The organism is Halonotius roseus, from assembly GCF_006861655.1.
Taxonomy (GTDB): Archaea; Halobacteriota; Halobacteria; order Halobacteriales; family Haloferacaceae; genus Halonotius; species Halonotius roseus.
Window position 1 is genome coordinate 274186 of record NZ_SESI01000003.1, and the last position, 20227, is coordinate 294412.

21 protein-coding genes are annotated in these 20227 nt (G+C 63.4%); 13 read left to right on the forward strand and 8 right to left on the reverse strand.

Going from position 1 to position 20227, the window contains the following annotated elements:
* Nucleotides 1-44 precede the first annotated feature (44 nt).
* Entirely contained in the window at nt 45-3695 is a 3651-nt protein-coding gene (locus tag EWF95_RS11450) for a PAS domain S-box protein (RefSeq protein ID WP_142444208.1), read from the forward strand.
* A 29-nt stretch (nt 3696-3724) separates the two neighbouring features.
* Here the strand turns inward: EWF95_RS11450 and EWF95_RS11455 are convergent, their stop codons facing one another.
* Nucleotides 3725-5068, reverse strand: coding sequence for an RNase J family beta-CASP ribonuclease (locus tag EWF95_RS11455; RefSeq protein WP_142444209.1), 1344 nt, complete (start codon nt 5066-5068; stop codon nt 3725-3727).
* A gap of 283 nt (nt 5069-5351) precedes the next feature.
* Between EWF95_RS11455 and EWF95_RS11460 the strand changes: the two genes are divergently transcribed.
* Complete coding sequence (locus tag EWF95_RS11460; RefSeq protein ID WP_185911777.1) at nt 5352-6284, forward strand: thiamine-phosphate synthase family protein; 933 nt, start codon at nt 5352-5354, stop codon at nt 6282-6284.
* A 61-nt stretch (nt 6285-6345) separates the two neighbouring features.
* Nucleotides 6346-6609, forward strand: coding sequence for a DUF7385 family protein (locus tag EWF95_RS11465; RefSeq protein ID WP_142444210.1), 264 nt, complete (start codon nt 6346-6348; stop codon nt 6607-6609).
* Here the strand turns inward: EWF95_RS11465 and EWF95_RS11470 are convergent, their stop codons facing one another.
* Complete coding sequence (locus EWF95_RS11470) at nt 6610-7119, reverse strand: winged helix-turn-helix transcriptional regulator (RefSeq protein ID WP_142444211.1); 510 nt, start codon at nt 7117-7119, stop codon at nt 6610-6612. It abuts the gene before it with no gap.
* Between the two features lie 150 nt (nt 7120-7269).
* Here EWF95_RS11470 and EWF95_RS11475 point away from each other — a divergent pair, with 150 nt between their 5' ends.
* The 3 genes from EWF95_RS11475 (at nt 7270) to EWF95_RS11485 (ending at nt 9563) form a co-directional block, all read left to right on the forward strand.
* Entirely contained in the window at nt 7270-7647 is a 378-nt protein-coding gene (locus tag EWF95_RS11475; protein WP_221886655.1) for a DUF7471 family protein, read from the forward strand.
* Between the two features lie 24 nt (nt 7648-7671).
* On the forward strand, nt 7672-9219 hold the full coding sequence (locus tag EWF95_RS11480) for a hypothetical protein (protein ID WP_142444212.1): 1548 nt from the start codon (nt 7672-7674) through the stop codon (nt 9217-9219).
* A gap of 68 nt (nt 9220-9287) precedes the next feature.
* Nucleotides 9288-9563, forward strand: coding sequence for a ribbon-helix-helix domain-containing protein (locus EWF95_RS11485; RefSeq protein ID WP_142444213.1), 276 nt, complete (start codon nt 9288-9290; stop codon nt 9561-9563).
* A 7-nt stretch (nt 9564-9570) separates the two neighbouring features.
* Here EWF95_RS11485 and ilvD read toward each other — a convergent pair whose 3' ends face one another.
* Complete coding sequence (gene ilvD, locus EWF95_RS11490; protein WP_142444214.1) at nt 9571-11313, reverse strand: dihydroxy-acid dehydratase; 1743 nt, start codon at nt 11311-11313, stop codon at nt 9571-9573.
* A gap of 109 nt (nt 11314-11422) precedes the next feature.
* Between ilvD and EWF95_RS11495 the strand changes: the two genes are divergently transcribed.
* The 5 genes from EWF95_RS11495 (at nt 11423) to EWF95_RS11515 (ending at nt 15005) form a co-directional block, all read left to right on the forward strand.
* Complete coding sequence (locus tag EWF95_RS11495; RefSeq protein ID WP_142444215.1) at nt 11423-11764, forward strand: hypothetical protein; 342 nt, start codon at nt 11423-11425, stop codon at nt 11762-11764.
* Nucleotides 11765-11858: 94 nt separating this feature from the next.
* Nucleotides 11859-12347, forward strand: a complete 489-nt coding sequence (locus EWF95_RS11500; RefSeq protein ID WP_142444216.1) for a hypothetical protein — start codon at nt 11859-11861, stop codon at nt 12345-12347.
* A 60-nt stretch (nt 12348-12407) separates the two neighbouring features.
* A complete protein-coding gene (locus tag EWF95_RS11505; RefSeq protein WP_142444217.1) occupies nt 12408-13388 on the forward strand; it encodes an alpha/beta fold hydrolase in 981 nt (326 codons plus the stop codon).
* Between the two features lie 22 nt (nt 13389-13410).
* A complete protein-coding gene (locus EWF95_RS11510) occupies nt 13411-14517 on the forward strand; it encodes a hypothetical protein (RefSeq protein WP_142444218.1) in 1107 nt (368 codons plus the stop codon).
* Nucleotides 14518-14666: 149 nt separating this feature from the next.
* Nucleotides 14667-15005, forward strand: a complete 339-nt coding sequence (locus EWF95_RS11515) for a DUF7113 family protein (RefSeq protein WP_142444219.1) — start codon at nt 14667-14669, stop codon at nt 15003-15005.
* Here the strand turns inward: EWF95_RS11515 and EWF95_RS11520 are convergent.
* The gene (locus EWF95_RS11520; RefSeq protein ID WP_142444220.1) at nt 15002-16279 is read right to left on the reverse strand and encodes a DNA double-strand break repair nuclease NurA; all 1278 of its coding nucleotides are present in this window, start codon (nt 16277-16279) and stop codon (nt 15002-15004) included. The two genes, EWF95_RS11515 and EWF95_RS11520, sit on opposite strands and share 4 nt — an antisense overlap.
* An 87-nt stretch (nt 16280-16366) precedes the next feature.
* On the opposite strand from EWF95_RS11520, the gene EWF95_RS11525 reads away from it, so the two are divergent.
* Nucleotides 16367-17026 carry an HAD family hydrolase gene (locus EWF95_RS11525; protein WP_142444221.1) on the forward strand — a complete coding sequence of 220 codons (660 nt, stop codon included), beginning with the start codon at nt 16367-16369 and terminating at the stop codon, nt 17024-17026.
* A 230-nt stretch (nt 17027-17256) separates the two neighbouring features.
* Here EWF95_RS11525 and EWF95_RS11530 read toward each other — a convergent pair whose 3' ends face one another.
* Nucleotides 17257-17481 carry a hypothetical protein gene (locus EWF95_RS11530; RefSeq protein ID WP_142444222.1) on the reverse strand — a complete coding sequence of 75 codons (225 nt, stop codon included), beginning with the start codon at nt 17479-17481 and terminating at the stop codon, nt 17257-17259.
* Nucleotides 17482-17588: 107 nt separating this feature from the next.
* Nucleotides 17589-18068, reverse strand: a complete 480-nt coding sequence (locus EWF95_RS11535) for a hypothetical protein (RefSeq protein ID WP_142444223.1) — start codon at nt 18066-18068, stop codon at nt 17589-17591.
* Nucleotides 18069-18205: 137 nt separating this feature from the next.
* Here EWF95_RS11535 and EWF95_RS11540 point away from each other — a divergent pair, with 137 nt between their 5' ends.
* A complete protein-coding gene (locus EWF95_RS11540) occupies nt 18206-18619 on the forward strand; it encodes a CBS domain-containing protein (protein WP_142444224.1) in 414 nt (137 codons plus the stop codon).
* Nucleotides 18620-18656: 37 nt separating this feature from the next.
* On the opposite strand, the gene EWF95_RS11545 is transcribed toward EWF95_RS11540, so the two are convergent.
* Entirely contained in the window at nt 18657-19784 is a 1128-nt protein-coding gene (locus EWF95_RS11545) for a hybrid sensor histidine kinase/response regulator (protein ID WP_142444225.1), read from the reverse strand.
* Nucleotides 19781-20224 (reverse strand): response regulator, encoded by a 444-nt coding sequence (locus tag EWF95_RS11550; RefSeq protein ID WP_142444226.1) that lies wholly within the window; start codon nt 20222-20224, stop codon nt 19781-19783. Before EWF95_RS11550 ends, EWF95_RS11545 begins: the two co-directional genes overlap by 4 nt.
* Nucleotides 20225-20227 lie beyond the last annotated feature (3 nt).

A 20227-nucleotide genomic window follows, 5' to 3' on the forward strand; every position in this document is an offset into this window, starting at 1 on the left:
AGAGGGTTTTAACTACAGGACACCCGTATATAGATGGAAGCGACATGACCGGGCAGGATACAACGGGCAAGACAGCGGGGAGGCTCGCGGTACTCGGGTATCCGGGCGACAGCGACGGCGACGTGTTCGACCGACTCCGCGCGGAGTCGACCGTCGATCTCACGGTCGTTGCCGGCTCCGATCCAGCGGAACTGGGTGCGGCCGCGGCGTCGACCGCCGTCGACTGCATCCTTATCCCGTATGATCCCTCGATGCCCGAGGAGATCACCGCCGGCTGCAAGCAGGCGGCCGCCGACAGAGGGGTGCCCTGTGTGGCCTACTGTGAGTCGGCGAGCGCGCTGTCGGCGGCCCGAGAGCAGGGCGTCGCCGACGCGCATCTCCGCCACGACGACAGCGCGGCCGACACGGTCGCCCTGCTGGATCGACTCCGGGCGGTCGGCACAGCCGACGCAGAACGCGACACAGCACCCACGGCAGCAGCCGCTGACACGGCAACAGCGACCGACGACACAACAGCGGCGACCGACGAGACAGCCATCACGACGGCGGCGGGCGACCTCGGCCCGTTTGCCGCACTCCACCGAACGCTGACCGAGACCAGCGGCACCTTCGAGGAGCGCGTCACGGCCATGCTCGATGTCGGCCAGGCGTACCTCGGGATGGATGCCGGCATCGTCGCCTCGGTGAGCGACGACAGCTACCGTGTCGAGATCATCGACAGCGACGACGAGCTGCTCGGCTCGGTGCCGGCCGGGGCATCGTTCCCGCTGTCTGAGACCTACTGCGACCGAACACTTGATCAGGGATCGACCTACCGGATCGACAACGTCCACACCGACGCGCCGGAGCTCACCGAGCTGGCGGCCGCCGAAACCTACGGCAGCGTCCAGTATATCGGCACCCCGATCCGGATCGACGGCGCGACCTACGGAACGCTGTGTTTCCACGGCACCGACACCGACGGCCCGTCGCTGACCGACGAGGATCAGCTGCTCGTGGAGTTTATGGCCCAGCTGGTGACCTACGAGCTCCAACACCACCTGCAAAAAGAGGAGCTTCGGGCGACACAAAACGAGCTCAGAGCGGTGTTCAGCCGGGTCGACGACGCCTTCTTCGCGCTCGATGACGACTGGCGGTTCGTCTACGTCAACGATCGGGCGGAATCGCTGCTCGGGATCGACGCCGAGGAGGTTGTCGGCGAGATCATCTGGGACGCCTTCCCGGCGGCCAAAGACACCATCTTCGAGGAGCGATACACCCACGCCGTCGACAGCCAGGAGTCGGTCTCCTTCGAGGCCCCCTTCGCGCCGCTGGATGCGTGGTTCGAGGTCACCGCCTACCCCGACGAGGAGGGGCTGTCGGTGTATTTCCGAGATGTAAGCGAGCGCAAACAGCGGCGCGACGAGCTCGAACGCTACGAGCAGATCCTCGATACCGTCTCCGATGGCGTCTACGCGCTCAACGAGGACGAACAGTTCACCTATGTCAATGACGGGCTCGCCGAGCTTACCGGCTACGACCGCGAGGGGCTGATCGGCTCCCACATCGGGCTGTTCAAAAGCGAATCGACCATCGAGACCGCCCGCGAGGCTGTCACCGCAGCGTTCCACGAGGAACGAACCGGCAACGGCGACGGCGAGACCCAGATCGATCTCACCGTCGAGACCGCCGACGGGCGGGAGATACCGTGTCAGGATCATATCGCGCTGTTACCCTTCGAGGAGGAGTTCCGCGGCAGCGTCGGGACGATCCGGGATATCAGCGACCAGGTCGAACGCGAGGCGACGCTCAACGAGCTGCTAACCAGAACCCGGGAGCTGATGGTCGCCGAGACGCCGACGGCGGTCGCCGAAACGGTCGTCGAAACGGTGACCGAGGCACTCGGCTTCGATCGAGCGATGGTTCGGTGGTACGACGAGGAGACCGACCGACTGGTGCCGGCGGCCACATCCGAGACGGTGACCGCCGAGGTCGGGCCGCGCGAGCCGATCGCGCCCGGCGAGGGGCTGGTCGGGGAGGCGTTTGCGACCGGCGAGGCCATCGTCTGTGAGCCGGTCGGCGAGGGCACCGACGTTGGCGAGGCGGCAACGCTGTCTGCGGTGCCGATCGGTGAGACGGCCGTTCTCGTCGTCGGCGTCCCGGATCCCGAGGAGTGTTCCCAGCAGACGCGGCAGCTGATCCAGCTGGTGACGACCAACGCCGAGGCCGCCTTCGCCCGTACCGCCCGCGAACAGAGCCTGCGTCGCTACGAGTCGATCGTCGAAACCGTCCGGGAGATGCTGTGTGTCATCGACGCCGACGGCCGGTTTAAGCTGCTGACCGAGCCGCTGGCCGACCGGCTCGGCAGGAGCCGCGCGGGCCTGCTCGGCGAGGCCGCCATCGAGTTCGTTGCCGCCGAGGATCAACAGCGTGTCACCGACGCATTCCGGGAGCTCGGCGACGACGAAACGATCACCATCGACACAACGTTGATGCCAACCGACGGCGAGTCGCTCCCGGTAACGATCGAGGCCGCCCGGCTCACCCAGGCCGGCGGGGCCGGCGAGGTCATCATCTCGATCCACGACCGCTCTGAGCTGCTGTCGGCCAAGCGGACTGCCGCCGCCGAGCGCGAGCGGTTCAGCTACCTGTTCGATAATCTCACCGATCCGATCAACGAGATCGATATCGGAACCCGGGAGCCGAGAGTCGAGACCGTCAACGGCGCGTTCCAGCGGCTGTTCGGCGAGCCAACGGTCGAGGGGTCGATCCCGGACAGCGAGGAGCCACGGCCGCTGGCGATCGACGCCGACCGGATCGTCGACACCGACACGCCAGGGCAACGCCAGGAGGGTGACCGGGAGCTCAAGCTACGAACCGAAAACGGGATCCGATACTTCCTCTTCCGGCAGGTGCCCTACGAGCTCAACGAGGATCGCCGCCGCTTCGAGCTGTACACCGACATCACGACGCTCAAACAGCGGGAGCTCCAGCTGCAGGTGCTCCACCGCCTCCTGCGACACAACCTCCGAAACGATCTCAACGTGATCTCCGGCTTCGCCGAGATCCTCGCGGCCGAGCTTGAGGGTGATCGACACCGCGATTTCGCCGAGCGGATCGTCGCAAACACGAGCGAGCTGATCGAACTCAGCGAGACCGCAAAAACGATCGAGGATGTTGGGGGCCAGCGGTCACTCGATCGCACCGCGATCGAGCTGGGTGAGCTCCTGAAGCCAACAGTCAGGAGCTACCAGACCGACCATCCCGAGGCGACGGTCACGCTGTCGGCGTCAACACCAGTCATAGTGGGAGCGGGCGACCATCTTGCGACCGCCGTCGGCGAGCTGATCGAAAACGGGATCGAACACAACCCCTCAACACCCCCGACGGTGGAGATCAGCGTGGCCGCCGACGGAGAGACCGCCTCGATCACCGTCAGCGACAACGGGGCCGGCGTGCCGGCCGAGGAGTGGGCGATCGTCACCGGCGACTCCGAGATCTCACAGCTGGAACACGGCAGCGGGCTCGGGCTGTGGCTCGTCCGCTGGGTTATCGAAGGCTACGGCGGGACGCTCGATCGGCGGATCGACGGCGACGGCGCGAGTGTCGTGATCGAGCTCCCGATCGTCAGCGATGAACACGAAGCCGCTGTCGCCGATGCGGATGGCGACGCTGACGATGCGATCGCTGTCGACGGTGAGGAACGATCGGAGTAACAGCAGCGAAGGGTAGAGAACCGGCGGCGTTACTCGGTTAGCTGAATGATGTTGCCGTTCCGGCTGAGATGCATGTCGCGGCCGACCTCGTAGCCGAAGGCGTTGGCCGTGTTGACGTAGCCCGACAGCCCTTTGAGATCCTGGTGGGCCGGGATCAGCTGCTGTGGCTGGAGTGCCTCAAGCATCTGGTAGTGGCCCTCCTGGCTCAGGTGGCCCGACACGTGGATATCGTCGTAGATGCGCGCGCCCTGCATTTTCAGGAGGCGTTCGGATTGGTAGCGGTTACCCTCGTTTGTCGGCTCGGGGATGATCCCCGCCGAGAAGATCACCTTGTCGCCGTTGTTGAAGTCATAGTTGGTCTCGCCGCGGCCCATCCGGGTGAGCAGCGCGCGCGGCTCGCCCTGGTGGCCCGTCACGATCGGCAGGAAGTTCTCTTTGCCGTCCTCCATGATCCGTTCGAGACTTTGGTCGATGGCGCGCCGATGACCGTACATCTCGATCTCGTCGGGCAGGTCGACATCAAGGTTGGTCGCCGTGCCGGTGTATTTCTCCATCGAGCGACCCAGCAGGATCGGCTTGCGGCCGATCTCTTGGGCGAACTCAAGCAGGCTCGACACGCGGGCAATATGGCTCGCAAACGTCGTCGCCACCATCCCGCCGTCGTAATCTTCGAGGCTCAGCATCGTGTCGTGGAGCTCCTTTCGGGCGACCGACTCCGAGGGCGTGCGGCCCTTCTGGTTGGCGTTCGTACAGTCCTCGATATAACAGAGGACGCCGTCGTCCTCACGGCCGATCTCGCGGAACCGTTTCATGTCGATGGGGTCGCCGAGAACGGGGTCGTGATCGAGGCGTTTGTCCAGCCCGTAAACGATCGCGCCCTCCGGGGTGTGGAGTACCGGGTTGATCGCGTCGATCGTCGAGTGGGTGACGTTGACGAACTCCATCTGCACCCGGTCGCTGATCCGCATCTGCTCGCCGGAGTTCATCACCTGGAGGTCGATGTCGACATCGAACTTGTCCTCGTCGGCGATCTGGTCGCGGACGAGTTCGATGGTAAACGGCGTGGCGACGACCGGCGCGTCGTAGCGGTGGGCGAGCTTCGGGATCGCACCGATGTGGTCGAGGTGGCCGTGGGTCGGGACGATGGCCGTGACCTCGCCGTCAAGCTCGCTCATGATCCGGTCGTCGGGGATCGCGCCCATATCGATCAGATCCAGACTGTGCATCGTCTCGGTCTGGACGTTGTCGTGAATCAGTACCTGCGAGAGGTTGAGGCCCATATCGAAGACGACGATCTCGTCGTCCATCCGAACGGCCGTCATCTGTCGTCCAACCTCTTCGTAGCCGCCAACGGTTGCGATTTCGATTTCCATAGGTAGTCCAAACAAGAGCCGTTCCGCCGGTGGCGCGGGCGACGCCCGGCCGTGTCGAACCAGCGGCAACCGTCCGCACCGCAGGGGGAGACAGCCGAAGCGAACGCACCGACGCACGGGGAACAGCGCGTTGGTTATCAAAATAGCTGGGCCCGAGATATAAATAGCCGATGACTTGTCGCCGGCGGCAGGCCCGTCGGTGACCGCCAAAGCTACATACGCTGTTGCCTGGATGGTTAGCTATGACACGCAGAGATGACGCCGATCGGCGGGTGGGGCCGCCGTGACGCTACAGCTGCCGGGCGAGATCGTCGTCGAGCGGTTCCTGCCGACCGCCCGCGCGATGTTAGCGAAGGAGCTCGCCGCCGAGGGCTGTTCCCAGCAGACGATCGCCGACATGCTCGGCCTCTCGCAGGCCGCCGTCAGCAAGTATCTCAGCGGCGAGCAGTCCGGCGACCCGCGGTTCGCCGACAACGCCGAGATGCAGGCGACCATCGAGTATATCGCCAGCGGGTTCGCCGACGGCAGCGTCGACGAGTACGAGGCCCTCGCCGAGCTGCTCGAACTCATTGAGTCCTTCGAGGATCGTGGCCCGATCTGTGCGGTTCACGAAGAGGAGATGCCAGCCCTCCAGGGGATGGGCTGTGACCTCTGTGTGCGCGGCCAGGATCCCCGCGTCGAGACCGAACGCGAGGTGTTACGGAACGTCCGGGGAGCCGTACGAACGTTTGCCAACACGGGCGCGGTCGTCGACCACATCCCAAATGTCGGCACCAACATCGCCATGGCGATGCCCGACGCCGAGGGCGTGACCGACGTGGCGGCCGTGCCGGGCCGGATCCACGCTATGGGTGGGCAGGCGAACGTCCCAGCCGACCCGGAGTTTGGCGCGTCCGAACACGTTGCTACGGCTGTGTTGGCGATGGGCGCAGTCGCCCCCGAGCGACGAGGCGCGCTCAACCTCAAAACAAGTGACGCGCTGTTGGACGCCCTCACCGACTACGGGCTGGCGACAGCCGAGTTTGAGGCCGGCTACGAGGATCGATACCAGCGACTCACCGATCTGTTGGCGACAACCGAGCCGACCCCAGAGGTGCTCTATCACGAGGGGGCCTTCGGGGTCGAGCCGATCACCTACGTCTTCGGCGACGACGCGGCCGACGCGGTGACAACGCTGTGCGAGGCGGTGGCAGCGACGGGCGACGAGTCGCGCTGATGACCCCCGATTCGTCGGGGTGAGCGGAGTCTTTATTTTCGCGGCCGTGACTAATACTGGCATGGACAGTGAGCCCGCCGATCCAGACGATCCGTCCGACGAACCGCTGACCGAACTCGTCAACTACCTCACGCCGCGGCGGGACAACGAGATGATCGCCACCTACCAGAACACGACCGCCATCGCCTGTCCCGTCTGTGAGGAACCCTTCGATTACCTCATCGCCTCAAAAGACGCCGAAAGCAGCCTCTCGCTGGATGAGGTGATGGATCTCTGTGTCTCCGTCAGCGACGACGATCGGGCGTTCCTTTTTACCCACGAGTAGTCAGCCGACCAGGGCGTCGTCGACAAACCGTTCGAACCGATCGACAAACCGATTCGGGAGCGACGGCGACACCGTCCGAGCAAGGTCGGCAAGTCGCTCCGGGCGGCGCGGGGTGACTCGAACCTCGCCGTCGACGGTCTCGGTGTTGATCAGGTCGGCGTCGGCCAGATTCGAGAGATGCCACGAGAGCGTGCTGCGAGCGATGCCGATCTCGTCGGTGAGTGCCGGGGCGGATTGCGTGCCGGTTTCCAGCAGTGTCAACAGGATCTCGCGGGCGGTCTCCCGGCGCAGCAGTGCGAGGGCACGTTGCTCCCAGGGTTCGAAGCCGGCGGGGTAGTAATGGGTGCGTCCCACAAGCGACCGAGAGTCGATCACGTCATCGTGTATCAGCCGGCGAAGGTGATACTGCGTCTGTCCGGTTGCGATATCGAGGGCCCGGCCGATCTCGTTGAAGTGGACGCCGGGGTGCTCGGTGACGTGGGTTTTGATCTGCTCCCGCGTGGTTGTCATGGCTGTGTTCGCCTCACAACACCCTATTTGACACGACTACAAGTATACCAGATCGCTTCCCACTGAGTGAGAACAGGGCGGGTGAGCACGCATCGGAGTTTCATGATCCAGCCACAACCGATTTGAACGCGGCGAGGGTACGATCCGCTAATGGGCTGGATACCGGTGGGTGTGCCGCCTTCGTCGGGGTCGTCGGTGTCGTCGGTACCGCCGTTGCATATCGCTGGCAGCGAGGGGCCGCTGTCGTGGCTGTTGCTCGCCGCCGCGGGGGTGACGACCGTGCTGTTTGGGCTGAGTCTGGTGGTCACGTACCGTCGCCGGAGCCGCCGACATCTGCTCGTGAGCGCGACCCTGGCGGCGTTGCTCTCCCGGTCAGTCGTCGGCCTGCTGACTGTTCGCTGGCTGCTGTCGGCCGGCAGCCACCACCTACTCGAACACGGCCTCGACGCGGTGATCGCGATCCTGCTGTTGGCAGCAGTGTACGACAGCACGACAACGACGTGCGCGGAGCGGCGACCAAACACCTAACAGGGGAGCCACGAACCACCGAGTATGGACGACCGGGCGACGGTTCGACGCGCACTCGCCGCCGACACCCGCGAGACGTTCGACCGTCGGGTGGCCGAGCAGGCGGCCGCGCTCCGGACGGCGATCCGCGATGGCGACTTCGACGGCGCGGGGTTTGCGGTCGGCCTTGAGGTGGAGTGTTACGCCGTCGATGGTGCGGGGCGACTGACAACGCTGCCCGACACGCTGTTTGGGGCTCCGGGTCGCACCCGCGAGATCGGCCGACACAACGTCGAACTCAACAGCACGCCACACCCCTTCGATCCTGAGGGCGTCGCCGCACAGGCCACCGAACTGCAAACAGCCGTCGATGACCTCCGAGCCGAGGCGGCCGCCGTCGACGCCGACTGTCGAATCATCACCGACGGGATGTGGACGATCCCACCGAACGAAGGGAGTCAGGCGTATCTCGGCGCGATCACCGAGGCCGAGGGGATCATCGTCGCCGACAACATGCAGCCGAAGCCGCGATACCACGCCATCGACAACGCGCTCGTCGACCACGCCGATGGCTCGATCCCGCTGGCCGTCCCCGGCACGGACGCATCGTTTCCGACGATCCTCGTCGAGTCGCTGACGACCTCGATCCAGCCACATCTCCAGATCACTGAGGCGTCGGCGTTTCCGACGTATTTCAACGCTGCTATCCGGACGCTCGGGCCGGTGTTGGCGTTGGCGACGAACTCGCCGTTCCTGCCGGGGGATCTCTACGATCTCGATGCCGACGGCGTGATCAACGATCCCGAGCGACTGGTCGAAGCGACGCCACACGAGCTCCGGGTACCGGTCTTCGAGGCCACTGTCAACAGTGCCGGCTACCCAAAGGCCGGCTGTCCCGCGGATATCGACGCGGCAACCGACATCATCGACCGCGTTGTCGACGACTGGACGTGCGGGCCGTTTCTCCAGGAATGGGAGGCCAACGGCGACGACGAGGGCGATCCCTACTGGGAGTTCCGCCACAAGTACGGCACCTACTGGCGGTGGGTGCGGGGGATCGTCGGCGGCGACGCCAGCGGTGAGGACGAACCCGATCTCACAACGGCGGGCGCGCTCCGTATCGAGTACCGCCCGCTGCCGACCCAGCCAACCGTCGACGACATCCTCGCGCTCCACTGGCTGGTCGTCGGCCTGCTGCGGGGAATCGTCGCCGCCGATCACCCGCTGACGGAACTGCCATGGGCCGACGCCCGCGAAAGCTTCTACAACGCCGTCGACAACGGCCTCGACGCCGAGTTGCATTGGGTGACTGCTGACGGCGAGGCGACGACCGACCACGACGCCATCTACGAGGAGGTGTTCGACCTCGCCGAGCGCGGCCTCCGCGAGCAGGGGTTGAGCGAGGGCGACGCGACCGACCGGATCGCGCCGATCCGGGCGCGCTGGGATCAGGAAACGACACCAAGTCAGTGGAAGAAAGCGCGTGTCCGCGAGGAGCTTGCTGACGGCGAGTCGTTGACGACGGCCATCGGATCGATGCAGCGCGACTACTACGAATTGAGTCAGAAGCGCGATTCGTTCGCTGAGTGGTAGTTTGACGCGTACAGCCCGGGGAACGCCCCGCCCAAACGATTTTGGTAAGACGCACGTATTACTCACGTATGTCCGAAGCAGCTACTGATGAGGACGACGAGGTCGTCACGGTGAACTTCAAGACGACACAGTCGTTTCTCGATACGATAGACGAGACGTGGCAGGGACGCGGCTTCAACAGCCGCAGCGAATTCATTCGCTACACGCTGCGGGACGCTGCGGAGAATCCCACCTTCGATCGCGACGAGTTGATCGCGCTGCTACAAGCCGAGGTCGATATCGACGACGGACGGACGATGGACGCCGAAACCGCCCGCGAGCAGTTCGGCAGCGAAAACACCTGATCGGCTCTCAGTCGTCCAGCAGTCCGGGATTCGTGATCGCACCCTCGGCGGCCGACCCGAAGTCGCGGGCGTATTTTGCCAAGACGCCGCTGGTGTAGTTCGGCTCCCGTGGCTCCCACTCCTCGCGGCGAGCGTCGAGTTCGTCGTCAGAGAGATCGACTGACAGCTCGCGTTCGGGGATGTCGACCGTAACGGTGTCGCCGTCTTCGAGCAGCCCGATGGGGCCGCCATCGGCGGCTTCGGGCGCGACGTGGCCGATCATCGGGCCGCGGGTCGCTCCCGAGAACCGGCCGTCGGTCAGCAGGGCCACGTCGTCCTCGTGGCCCGCGCCGACGACGGCGGCGGTGACGCCGAGCATCTCTCGCATGCCGGGGCCGCCACTCGGTCCTTCGTTGCGGATGACGAGCACGTCGCCCGATTCGATGTGGCCCTCTTGAACGTAGGCCATCGCGTCCTCCTCGTTTTCGAAGACGCGAGCGGGGCCCTCGTGGTGGAACTTGTCGTCGCCGGTCACCTTGAGCACGCCGCCATCCGGCGCGAGGTTGCCCGTCAGGATCTTGATCGCGCCCTCCGCCTGATAGGGGTCGTCGACGGGGTAGAGGTAGTCGGCCTCGATGGTGTCGTCGTCGGGGATGCGCCCCTCGTCTTCGAGGTGGGCGATCTCCTCGGCGATGGTGCGGCCGGTGACGGTCATCGCATCGCCGTGGAGGAGGTCGGCCTCAAGCAGGCGGCGGAGGACGACCGGGACGCCGCCGATCTCGAAGAGGTCGTTCATCACGCGGGTGCCGCCGGGCTGGAGGTTGGCGATCTTCGGGGTGCGGCGGGAGATCTCGTCGAACTCCTCGATGTCGAGATCAACCCCGGCTTCGGCCGCGAGCGCGAGCAGGTGGAGGACGGCGTTGGTCGAGCCGCCGGTGGCGACCTGCATGGCGATGGCGTTCTCGAAGGATTTCTTCGAGAGGATGTCGGAGGGACGGCGGTCGTTTGCGATCACGTCGAGGGCGATCTCGCCGGATCGCTCGGCGATCTCATACCGCTCGTCGTGTTCGGCGGGGGCCGCGGCCGAGCCGAGCGGCGCGAGGCCGAGCGTCTCCGAGATCGAGGCCATCGTGTTGGCGGTGAACATCCCACCACAGGAGCCCGCGCCTGGGCAGGCGTGGCGTTCCATCTCGTCGAGTTCGTCCTCGCTCATGTCGCCGTGGGCGACCGCGCCGACGCCCTCGAAGACGTTTTGGATCGTGATCTCTCGGCCGTCGTGCTCGCCGGGCATGATCGAGCCGCCGTAGACGAAGACAGACGGCAGGTCGGTGCGGATCATCGCCATCATCATCCCCGGCATGTTCTTGTCGCAGCCGCCGATCGTCACGAGGCCGTCCATCCGCTCGCCGAAGGAGACGAGTTCGACGCTGTCGGCGATGACCTCCCGGCTGATGAGCGAGGCCTTCATCCCCTCGGTACCCATCGAGATGGCATCGGAGATGGTGATCGTGTTGAACTCGATCGGCATCCCACCGGCGGCGTCGACGCCCGCGTAGGCCGACTCGGCCACGTCGTCGAGATGGACGTTACAGGGCGTGATGTCGGCGGCGCAGTTGGCGACCCCGACCATCGGCGAATCGAGATCCTCGTCGTCGTACCCCATCGCGCGGAACATCGCGCGTGAGGGTGCCTGATCGACGCCCTCGGTGACTTCGTTGCTCCGCAGCTCCGGATCTTTCCCCGCCTGCTCGCGGGGTTGCTGCTTGCTCATGGCCTCTCGTAGCCGCCGGACGGCTTAAAACTGCTCGACTGCGGTGTCAGCGTCCGCCCGAACCGCGTGAACCGTGAGGGCTTTGCCACGCCAGCGGGAACAGCCCACAGTGAGTTCCGAGCGCGACGAGGGTGAGAGCGCGGGCGACGATGGCTACGTCCACGAGCCCGGCGGCGTCGACAGCGACGATGCCGCCGCAAGCGTCGCTGCCGACAGTGCTGCGGGAGAAACGCAAACCGAGGCCGACGACGACGGGTTCGGACGACAGGGGTGGCTGCTCGTCGCCGGCGTCGTCGGCTGTTTTCTGGTGATCCCGGGCGTGATCTATCTCCGACCAGCCGTGCCTGCGGCCGCCGGTCTGTCCTTCTTTGCGACGTTTCTGGTGTTGCCGCTGATCCCCGCGGTGATTCTCGGTCTGTTGGCCGTCTGGTCGATGCGGGCGGCTGCCTGAGGAGGTGATCTGAACCGCGGGAGGCGAGAGGGCGGTCAGGTGATCCACACTCGGATACCGAATAACATATACAACGACCCGCAGAGTACGTCACATGGACAGCAACGAGTATCGTGATCACGTCGAAACACAGGTGTTGGATCACGAGTACGACCCACTGCCGCCCGAGGAGGCAAACCCGTTCGATCCGGTGTGGTATAAGGAAGACGAGGATCCGACGATCGGCCGGACGAAGGTGTTTATCACGATCAACGACGATCTGGAACTCGACACCGAGACGCTGAAGACGACGACCGAATCCTTCCGGACGCTTGTCGGGTCGGCCTCGCCGCCGACCGATGGTTCCTTCCAGAATCTCTTTGGCTACATCGTCTACCCGCGAGCCGGATTCGATGAGGCGTTGATCGAGTTTGCAACCGAGGAGTTCACGGTCGCCAACCGCCGGACAAACGTCTTTCCGCTGTTGTACGATCTCGACGCCGAGACGCTCCACACCCACACCATCCCGCGGTTGAAGGGTCGAGGCTTCTATGAGAAACAGAAGTTCGACGCCGAGGAGCTGTTGACGCCGTCGTCGGAGTAAGACCGGTCGCCGACCACACGCCGGCAGCAGCTATTACGCACTCCAGCCCGTTGGTATCGTATGAACGATTCTGTCTCGCCGGACGCACCAACCGCCACAGCCGACGATCGACCAAACGAGTCGGTTGACGGTCGACCGGACAAATCGGTTGAGGGTCGACCGAACGAATCGGCCGACGACCTGCCGGGCGAGTCGATCGTCGTCGAGACCAACGGGATCAGCCTCCACACACGACAGGCCGGCCCCGAGGATGGGCCGCTCGTGATTTTGCTCCACGGGTTTCCGGAGTTCTGGTACGGCTGGCACCGCCAGATCGAGCCGCTGGCAGCGGCCGGCTACCGCGTCATCGTTCCCGACCAGCGCGGCTACAACCGCAGCGACAAGCCGGAAGGCGTCGACAGCTACCACATCGAGGAACTCGCTGCTGACGTGGTCAGCCTCATCGACGCCGCCGACCGGGAGACGGCGGCGGTCGCGGGCCACGACTGGGGCGCGGCCGTCGCGTGGTGGCTCGCGCTGGCTCACCCTGATCGGATCGAGTCGTTGACCGCGGTCAACGTTCCGCACCCGACGGTGATGGAAGCGACACTTCGGCGCAGCCTCTCACAACTGCGGAAAAGCTGGTACATGTTTGCGTTTCAGCTGCCGATGCTGCCGGAGGCGATCTCGACGGCCAACAACTGTCGGGCACTGCAGCGCGGACTGACCGAGAGCAGTCGCTCCGGGACGTTCTCGGCGACAGATATCCAGCGATACCGCACGGCGTGGACACAGCCGGGGGCGGTGACGGCGATGATCAACTGGTATCGGGCGATGGGGCGGTATCGCCCGCGGCCGCCGCGCCAGCAGGTGTCGGCCCCGACGCTTATCATGTGGGGACAGCAGGACGAATTTCTGGAGTCGGCGATGGCCGAGGAGAGTCTAGACTACTGCGATGACGGGCGGTTGGTGACGTTTCCGTCGGCGACACACTGGGTACTGCATGAGCGACCCGAGGAGACGACTCAGGAATTACGGAGCCACATAGAGTCAAATTTTTGATACTCTCCGGTTGAACAGACGTGTGCGAAAGAACACCGAAATATATACCGTATCAGAAATAATGTCTCGATACATGTTGCCAAGACTGAATAATAAGACATTTTTTTCGTTATCTGGGTGGATTTTTGCTATATTTGCAATATTTTCAACCATATCTTCCCTGATATTTGGTGGTGGAACATCAGTAGCTATGCGTTTTAGTGGTATCCTTACGACCCTTGGCCTTGGGCTGGTAATCTCATTATTCCTTCCGCTTATTTTTATTCCAATTGGATTGCTTCATAGGAGTTCAATTATTCCGATACGGCTAGATGGACTATCGCCACTGTACTATAATTTAGATCCCCTCCCTACAAATGGTGATACAAATACGACAGCAGATACAGGACAACCCGTAGGCAGCGAACGTAATCCGGAACAATTGATAACGCAGGCTGAACCGCTCACTGTCGATATGTCAACTGTAGGTGATAAAATAGCCTTAGACGATGCGATAGACGATCTCTCAGAGGCACTCAGATATTATCGAGCCGCCGCGGACAAGGTTGATGATCCAGATCGAGAGGCAGAGATAGAAACGACCGTTACAACACTCAGAGAGAACCGAAATAAACTCAAGCGAGAGTTAGAATCTCAGACGACACTCAACGAGGCGTTGCACACCGGCGAAGAAAGCTTTCAGGAAGCGATCAGAGCCTACGTAACCGATGAAAAAACGCTGTCACGGATCCGGTTTCGTCAAGCCCGCGACCGGTTCGAAGAAGCCAACAACACAGTCGAAGAAAGCGACATGGAACTGCTTTCGACCCCGGTAACAGTCGATGTTACAACTGACAGGGAGTTACCCACGACGCAGCTATCCGACCTACATGGGTTTGATTCCAAAACAGCTGCTATGCTCGAATCAGAAGGTATCACAACAGTGTCTGATCTCACAGACGGCGGCGGCGAAACGATCGTCTCCGATGAGATTACCGAATTGTCGGCAGATGACGGGCTTAGCGAAGCCGTTATCACAAAACTCACGCTCTTATCGTGGTTGCATACGAAGGATACATTCGAATTTAGTACGGGACAGGATATCTCAGGTCGGTATAAACAGGCAAAGCGAGGGTTTGAGGAGTGCTGATCCACTGCTATCGCTGCTACCGCTACTAAATCAGCCGTTGTGCCGAACGGTATCGCTGTCAACCGACTACCACGGACACATGCTGTTGTTTCAGAGAGAAAAGTAATAACGACAGCCTGCTTTTTACAGTTGAGCCCGTAGCAGGCTGTATGTTACTCGTCTGTGGTCACGGCGGCGGGACGGATCTCACGGGCACGGTCTTCGAGCGCGGCGAGGAGCCACCGAGCTACAAGGGCACCCCAAACGCCGACGCCCCCTACGTCTGGGTCTGTGATTCATTCTATGCGGTCGAAAGCGGCGGCTCGCCGATCGAGATCGACGGCGAGGAGATACGCATCGCCTTCGAGTCGCCGATGCCGCGCGGCTTCGAGACCAAAGAGCAGGCCATCGAAGCGGCCAAGGAACACGTCGTCACGCAGTTCGTCCGCATCGGCGTCGACAGCGAGAGCGTCGATGTCGAGGTCGAATCCGCCGAGCCGACCGCTTAACCCTCCGTCCACCGCTCGTCGTCGTAGGTCTCCATCTGTTCGCTGTGGAGTTGTCCCTCAAACTTTCGGCGGAGGGCAGCCTTCTCGGCGGTGCTGATCTTGGCGAGTTCGTCGGCCTTGGCGACGGCCTGGGGCGGCCCGCGCTCGGCGGCCACCTCCGAGAGAATCTGCGTCCGGAGCTGCCGGCGTGTCTCCGGATCGCGGGTGATCGCGTAGGGGGCTTCGACCTTATAACAGAGATCGTTCCGTGGATCGTAGATGGCAAAGAAGGTGACCTCATAGCAGTCGGGATCGAGCTTGCGGTCGACACCGAGGGCGTCGCCGTCGGCGGCCATCGCGCCGTCCGGCCCGCCGCGGGAGATGAACCACGAGGTGACTGTGAGCTCATCGGTGCGACGATTCTCGCCGGGCGCGGCGTCGACCGCCGACCCACCGTCGTCTGTGTGCTGTTCGAGCAATCGGGTGAAGAAGGCGGTGTCGTCGGGCCACGGCGGATCGAAATCGGTCGGTTTGTCGGCGAGCGCGCCGGTAATGACACGGGCCGAGGGGTTTTTCACGAAGCCGGCGATCGGCGTCCCCTCCTCAACGAAGCGTTCGACAAGCCGAACGTAGTTTTCGAGGACGTTCTTCGGGCGAGCCTCGTAGGTCAGCGCGTCGAGTTCGGGGTTGCGATCCCGCCACGTCAGGATCTCCTTGGGGTACAGCGGGCCGTCAAGCAACAGCAGATCCTCGACGGTGTGGGCGTGTTTTCTGGCGTGGTGGCCCTCAGCGAGATACAGCGACAGCGCGTGGACGACGGCCTCCGCATAGCGGTTGACCTGCGGGGCGCGGATCACACGCCGCTGGCTGTGACCCTCGTCGATGGAGACCCAGTCGGACTCAAGCGGCGCGGTTCGGTCGTTCGTGTGTACCGTTGCGACGATGGTTCTGGCGCGGTGGATCGAGAGATCCGATGGGGCGACACCCATCGCGGCGTGGGCGAGATCAAGCACGAGCCCATTTTTAAATGAGGTTGGGTTGATCGTCCCCGAGTCGATGCCGTGGACGGTCGGAAACGGTCGCTCCGCCAGCGCGATGTCGTCGATATCGACGCGGGCGCGGCCTTGCTCGCCGAGCGGTTCGACCACGGTTCGACCGCGGCCGTCGGTCAGCGGATCGAGCCACTCCGCCCAGACGGTCTCGGCGAAATCGTCGTGATCGCTGTCGTCAACCGAGTCGGCGACCGATCCCGCAAGCCGAGCGATGGCATCGACGTGGATCGGATCGAGTGTCATACCCCTACCGGAGGTGCCGATCGTGAAAAGAACCGTGGTGCCCGCGGTGTCGCTAGCCTCATACCCTTGGAGCCTGAACTGTCATCTATGTCGATACGCGGGGTCGCCTTCGACCTCGATTACACGCTTGCCGTTCCCAACCGTGACCGGGAAACCCTCCTGGCGGAGGCTGTTGAACAAGCTGACGCGCCACCGATCTCCCGCAGCGAATATATCCAAGCCCACCGCAATCATCTCACAACCGAGAGCCGTACCCCGATATTTGCCGAATTGCTCGCCGGCGACACCACCGACACCGACCCCGCCCAGCTGGCCGCCGCCTACCGCGAGGCTGTCACCACCTCCCTTGTGCCGATCCCGGATGCCGAACAGCTCCTCGAAGAGCTGCGTGCCGACTATCGCGTTGGCCTCCTGACAAACGGCCCGGTTCGTGCCCAGCGGTCGAAGATCGAGTATCTCGGGTGGGAGCCGCTGTTCGATACGACGCTGGTGACCGGCGAGCTCGCCGCCGGCAAACCCGACGCCGCCGCCTTCGACGCGCTGTTGACGGCTCTTGGAACTGCTCCCGAGGAAACGGTCTTTATCGGCGATACACCCGACGAGGATATCTCCGGGGCCGAGGCTGCCGGCCTTCACACCATTCAGGTGTTGTTTGAGGGCGGCCCACAGAAGGATCCGCGTGCGGATGCCTACATCGAGCGCGATCGGCTTGCGACCGACCTCGCAGGCTGTCTCACCGCCTTCTGAGAGCTGTAGTACCGACCCCGGCGTCGACAGTCGTTGTGTCAACCCACCGCCACCGGTGGCAATTTGTGTCGTCGACAACGGGAGTTATATACACCGTTCAGTATTTGTTCGGGTGTCGTCCTGCACGCCCGAGGGGCGGCCCACCATCGGCAGACGCCGAGGGAACCATAATCCACTTCCGGGCGGTTTCGCCGCATGAATACGCGCTACCGAAACAGACAGCACCGCCGCTACGCCTCGACGAATTCCTTCCCGAGCGTTTCGGATTCGATCCCCCAGCCATCGTCAGGCTCGACGGCCTCCGGCTTGTAGTACCGGATCGCCTCGTGGCCGTCGGGTGCGGCGTCGCTGAGATACGCCAGCTCGCTGATCTCGATCCAGTCGTCGCCATCGGGTTGTTCCTCACTGATCTCGGTGATACGACCGTCCTCGGCGGTTCGAATGTATCGTGTCATAACTCACACTCGTGGGCAAGCCACTGGGGTACCGATTCGACGCATCGATCTTGTATGTGCTGCGGTTGGGGGCAAAACGCGCACAGCCGTCGACGCTCACTCGCCGGTCACGGTAGCTCGTCGACGACGGCCTCAAAGACCGACAGGACGCGTTTTGCCTCGACACCATCCGTAATCACCACTTTGGTGTCGGCGGGGTCGGCGGGGTTGGCGGGGTCGGCTGCGTCTGTCGACTGAACCCCGATCACCGTGTCGGCGGCGGCCTCGGCAGCACGATCCGGCGCGACAGAAAACGTAACGCGGGCACATTCGGGATAGACGGAGACGGCCGCGATCTCGGTTATCTCGGCGTCGCCATCGGCCCCCGAGTCGGCAGCAAGCGTCGGTCGACCGCGGTCGTCGGTGGTGAGGGCGTCGCTGTCGGCGGCGTGAACCACCCGATAGGCGAACGCGCCGTCGGCGGTCGGCTCGACATCCGGGTCGGCGTCGGCGACGACGACACGGGCGAGTGCGGCCTGATCGCCCGTGAGTTCACTCGCCAGCAGCTGGGCGATCCGTTTGCCGTCGGTGAGTCGCTCCTGTACCATATTTGATCCCGCGGCCCCAGACGCAAATCGGTTTGTGTTTGGCAACGACCGCCCACTCGCGTTGACATCGGCGGGAGCCGTCTCGTCAGCGTCGCCGCTGTACGAAACACTATACTGATCGGGCCGTAGTATTCACCATGACCGAGCAATCCGTCACCGACGTGATGACAACGCCGATGCTCACGCTGGCTGCCGAGACGCCGGTCGATGAGGCCGCTCGCGCCATGCAAGAAGCGAATATCAAATCGCTCGTGATCGTCGGCGAGGGCTGTCAGCCGGCCGGGATCTTCACCTCAACGGACGCACTGGACGTGCTGGCGGCCGACGAGACCGCCAGCGAAGTGACTGTCGACGAGTACATGACGACGCCCGTCAAAACCGTCTCGCCGGAGACGACGCTGACAGCCGCAGCCAGCCGAATGCAGGAGTACAGCCACCTCCCAGTGACCGACAGCGACGGCGACGCGGTTGGCATCCTCACGAAGACGGATTTGGCGGCTGCTGTCGCTGATTCGGATACTGAAGTGGTCGCTGGCGACGCCGCAGAATAGTTGATCTACCAGCTGCAAAAAACACCGATGCAGCCAGCTAATCGCCCGCCGGCAACACGCTTTCGGCGCGGGCGTTCGGCAGCGTGAGGATGAACTGCGCGCCCTGCGGCTCGTTGTCCTCGACAGTGACGCTGCCGCCGTAGGTCTCGACGATCGAATCCACGAAGTAGAGGCCGAACCCCGAGCCGCCCGCACTCCCGCTCGTTTCGCCGCGCTCGAAGATCCGTTCTTTCCGTGCGTCATCGACGCCGGGGCCGTCGTCGGCGACGACGATCTCGACGGTGTCACCGTCGCGTTCGGCCGTCACCTCGATATCGACGGGCTCGGGTTCGGTGTGTTTGACCGCGTTGATCAGCAAGTTCCGCAACACGTCGACGAACAGTTCGTTCGCCTGGACGGCCGCGTCGTCGTCGCAGTCGACGGTGACGGTCACGCCCTCGCGGATGCCTTCGATCTCTGCGACGAGATCGGCCATCACGTCGTCGACGACGAACCGCTGGAGTTCGGTCGTATCCTCGCTGGTCAGCGTGTCCAGAATATCCCTGATCTTCTCGGTGAGATCGACGATGTTGTCGCTCCATTCGAGGATCGTCTCGGCCTTCTCGCCGGGCTCGCCGTCGAGTTCGTCGGCGAGGCCGTAGACGTTGCCACGAATGATCTGCATGCCGTTGAGCATGTCGTGGCGAAGGATGCTGTTGAAGAATTCCATCTGATCGCGGTGTCGGCGAAGTTGGCGTTCGTTCTTGCTCCGCTCGATGGCGTGGCGCATCGATTTCACGATGGTTTCGGGGCCGCTTTCGCCCTTGACGAGGTACTCTTGGGCACCCTGTCGGATCGCTTCGAGTGCGGTCTCCCTGTCTCGGAGTCCCGTCTGGACGATGATCGGCACGTCGAACTCCGCGTCACTAAACCGGCGTAGCGTCTCGATGCCGTTCGAGTCCGGCAGGCCGAGATCGAGGAACACGGCGTCGAACGTCCGCTGGTTGCAGGCGTCGATGGCGGCCGACAGCGACGACTCCCGCTCGATCTCGATGTCGTTGACGAAGGCGTACTCGATGCCCTGTTCGAGGTTCTTTCGGAGGAACAGGGCATCGTCGTCGCTGTCCTCGACGACGAGCACCGTGACCTCGGCTAAGCCCTCGGTAGTCAGTTGTGAGGATGTCATTTTTCGGGTACTTTGACGAAGTTGATCCAAAACTGGTCGATGCTGTCGACGACGCCCATGAACCCCTCGAAATCGACGGGTTTCGTCAGGTAGGCGTTGGCGTTGAGTTCGTAGCTGCGGACGATGTCTTCTTCGGCCTCCGAGCTCGTGAGCACGACCACCGGGATCGTTCTGAGGTCGGGTTCGCCCTCTATGGCTTCCAAGACCTCGTCGCCGTCCATCGTCGGGAGGTTCAGATCCAGCAGGATGATGTCCGGTCGCGGCGCGTCGGCGTGTTCGTCCTCCTGTCTGAGGAACGTCATCGCGTCCACGCCGTCGCGGACGACATGGAGGTTGTTCAGTACGTTCTGCTGTTCGAAAGCTTTCTTTGTCAGAAAGATGTCATCTTGGTCGTCCTCGACCAGCAGGATCTCGACCGGTTCGGCGTGCGTAGTTTCCATCTG